Origin of the sequence: uncultured Stenotrophomonas sp. (assembly GCF_963519925.1) — a bacterium.
Taxonomy (GTDB): Bacteria; Pseudomonadota; Gammaproteobacteria; order Xanthomonadales; family Xanthomonadaceae; genus Stenotrophomonas; species Stenotrophomonas maltophilia_AE.
In genome coordinates this window covers 1-3129 of the sequence record NZ_CAUQPH010000235.1, presented here as the reverse complement: position 1 = coordinate 3129, position 3129 = coordinate 1, and the positions used below count along the sequence as shown (strand labels likewise).

The 3129-nt window shown below is 68.0% G+C and carries 3 protein-coding genes; all 3 read left to right on the top strand.

What is annotated here, in order from left to right:
* Window position 1 precedes the first annotated feature (1 nt).
* Complete coding sequence (locus RWO33_RS19920; protein ID WP_314107168.1) at window positions 2–427, top strand: hypothetical protein; 426 nt, start codon at window positions 2–4, stop codon at window positions 425–427.
* An 80-nt stretch (window positions 428–507) separates the two neighbouring features.
* Complete coding sequence (locus RWO33_RS19915; RefSeq protein ID WP_314107167.1) at window positions 508–723, top strand: hypothetical protein; 216 nt, start codon at window positions 508–510, stop codon at window positions 721–723.
* Between the two features lie 177 nt (window positions 724–900).
* The coding region (locus RWO33_RS19910; protein ID WP_314107165.1) for a Tex family protein at window positions 901–3129 on the top strand (2229 nt) is incomplete at its 3' end.

Sequence of the window (3129 nt, the reverse complement as noted above, 5' to 3'; positions counted from 1 at the left end):
GCTGTGGACCGCGCCCAACACCCTGGTCGGCCTGCTCGGCGGCCTGGCCGGCATGCTGGCCGGGGCGCGCCCGTACTGGCGCCGGCGCGACTGCGCGCTGGTGTTCCGCGAGTTTCCGTGGGGGCCGGGCGGGGCGATCACCCTGGGCAATGTGATCCTGCATACCGGGCCGCGCCTGGAGGTGCCGTGCCGCACCTACGCACACCAGGCCGGGCACTGCACCGAGCCGGTGATCTCACTGCACGACCACGAACGCGCGCACGTCTTCCAGTACCTGGTGCTGGGGCCGTTGTACCTGCCGGTTTACCTGCTGTGCGGGGGCGTCAGTGCGCGCAATCCGTTCGAGCGCGCCGCCGACCTGTATGCGCTGCACGGTCACGGCTGGTGGCCTACGCGACGTCATCTGCATGAAAGCAACCGTCATTAGCCTCTGACGCGGCAGTCAGGTCCAGCGCGCTAAGCTGCGGCCCGTGGGAATTGCGTGACGCTTCGGGAGGAATACATCACATGGCGATCGTTCTTTATGTCGGTGGTAGCAAGGATGGCGACAAGGGCCTGGTGCCGCACGGATTCAGCAAGCTGCAGGCTGAAACCGTCGCTGGTCCGGAGATCTACACCGAGCGGTTCATGGAGCTGCAGGGCCTGGGCAAGGTCCGCGTGATGGCGCTCGAATCGCTGCAGGACGAGGCAGTGAAGGCGCGCGCAGCCCGGTATTACCGGTAATTCGTACCGACCAACGGTCGGTACCTACCGGGATCACAACGCTGCCGGTAGATGCCGACCGTTGGTCGGCACGCCCGTTTTCCGGCATGCGCGGTTCCTGGAATGTCAACGGCTTTCCCCCGCCGCCGTGCGTTGCCACAATCGGTGTTTTCCGCATAGTGGCTTCGGCCGGACGCAATGCCAGACCTCAAGCTCGCCCAGCAGATCGCCCAGACCATCGCCGCCGAGATCGGCGCCCAGACCGCCCAGGCGCACGCCGCCATCGCGCTGCTCGACGAAGGCGCCAGCGTGCCGTTCATCGCGCGCTATCGAAAGGAAGTCACCGGTGGGTTGGATGACACCCAGCTGCGCAACCTGGAAACCCGCCTGACCTACCTGCGCGAGCTGGAAGAGCGCCGCGCGGCGGTGCTGGCCAGCATCGACGAACAGGGCAAGCTCAGCGACGAACTGCGCAACGACATCCTGGGCGCGGACACCAAATCGCGGCTGGAAGACCTGTACCTGCCGTACAAGCCCAAGCGCCGCACCCGCGCGCAGATCGCGCGCGAAGCGGGGCTGGAACCGCTGGCCGATGGCCTGCTGGCCGACCCGGGACTGGACCCGCAGGTGTTCGCGGCCGGTTTCGTGGATGCCGACAAGGGCGTGGCCGACACCAAGGCCGCGCTGGAAGGGGCACGCGCGATCCTGATGGAGCGCTGGGGCGAGGATGCCGCGCTGGTTGGCGAACTGCGTGCATGGCTGGGCGAACACGGCGTGATCCGTGCGCGCGTGGCCGAGGGCAAGGAAGAGCAGGGCGCCAAGTACCGTGATTACTTCGAACACGCCGAGTCGCTGGCGAAGATTCCGTCGCACCGCCTGCTCGCGCTGTTCCGTGCACGCCGCGAGGACATCCTGTTCCTGGAACTGGACCCGGGCAGCGACGCCGAAGCCGGTCACCTGTACGCCGAGGGCCGGGTGGCCTTCAACGCCGGCATCCGCGACGCCGGGCGCCCGGGTGACCGCTGGCTGCTGGATGCCTGCCGCCTGACCTGGCGCGCCAAGCTGCACATGCACCTGTTGCTGGACCTGTTCAACCAGGCCCGTGAGAAGGCCGAGGCCGAGGCGATCGGCGTGTTCGGCGACAACCTCAAGGACCTGCTGCTGGCCGCGCCGGCCGGACCGAAGACCGTGCTGGGCCTGGACCCGGGCATCCGCACCGGTTGCAAGATCGCCGTGGTCGACACCACCGGCAAGCTGGTGGCCACCGACACCATCTACCCGCATGAGCCACGCCGCCAGTGGGAGCAGTCGCTGCAGACCCTCAAGCACCTGTGCATGAAGCACAACGTGGAGTTGATCGCGATCGGCAACGGTACCGCCAGCCGCGAAACCGACAAGCTGGCCGGTGAGGTGATCAAGGCGCTCGGCGACGCCAAGCTGCAGAAGATCGTGGTCAGCGAAGCCGGTGCGTCGGTGTATTCGGCGTCCGAATTCGCGGCGAAGGAATTCCCGGACCTCGACGTGTCGATCCGCGGCGCGGTGTCGATCGCACGCCGCCTGCAGGACCCGCTGGCCGAACTGGTCAAGATCGAGCCCAAGGCGATCGGCGTGGGCCAGTACCAGCACGACGTGGACCAGTACCGCCTGGCGCGCGCGCTGGATGCGCGGGTGGAGGACTGCGTCAACGCGGTCGGCGTGCATGTCAACACGGCCTCGGCCGCGCTGCTGTCGCGCGTGTCCGGCCTGTCGTCCACCGTGGCCGAGAACATCGTCCGCCACCGCGATGAAAATGGCCCGTTCAAGCGCCGCAAGGACCTGCTCAAGGTCCCGCGCCTGGGCGACAAGACCTTCGAACAGTGCGCCGGCTTCCTGCGCATCGCCGACGGCGACCAGCCGCTGGATGCCTCGTCGGTGCATCCGGAAGCCTACCCGGTGGTGGAACGGATCGTGGCCGCCACCGCGCGCCCGATCAAGGCGCTGATCGGCGATGGCAGCTTCCTGCGCGGCCTGAAGGCCGAGCAGTTCACCGATGCCACCTTCGGCGTGCCGACCGTGCGCGACATCCTGAAGGAACTGGAGAAGCCCGGCCGCGATCCGCGCCCGGAATTCAAGGCCGCGCGCTTTGCCGACGGCGTGGAAGAAATCAAGGACCTGGTCCCGGGCATGATCCTGGAAGGCGTGGTCAGCAACGTGGCCGCGTTCGGCGCGTTCGTCGACATCGGCGTGCACCAGGACGGCCTGATCCACATCTCGGCGCTGTCGGACACCTACGTCAAGGACCCGCGCGACGTGGTCAAGGCCGGCGACATCGTCAAGGTCAAGGTGCTGGAGGTGGATGTGGCGCGCAAGCGCATCGCGCTGACCCGGCGCCTGGACGACAGCCCGGCGCCGGCCAGGCCGCCCGGTGAACGCGACGCACGCCCGGCC

What these genes read in the sequence shown, in the direction of transcription:
- RWO33_RS19915 (WP_314107167.1), top strand. Translation starts at nt 508, where the DNA reads ATGGCGATCGTTCTTTATGTCGGTGGTAGCAAGGATGGCGACAAGGGC.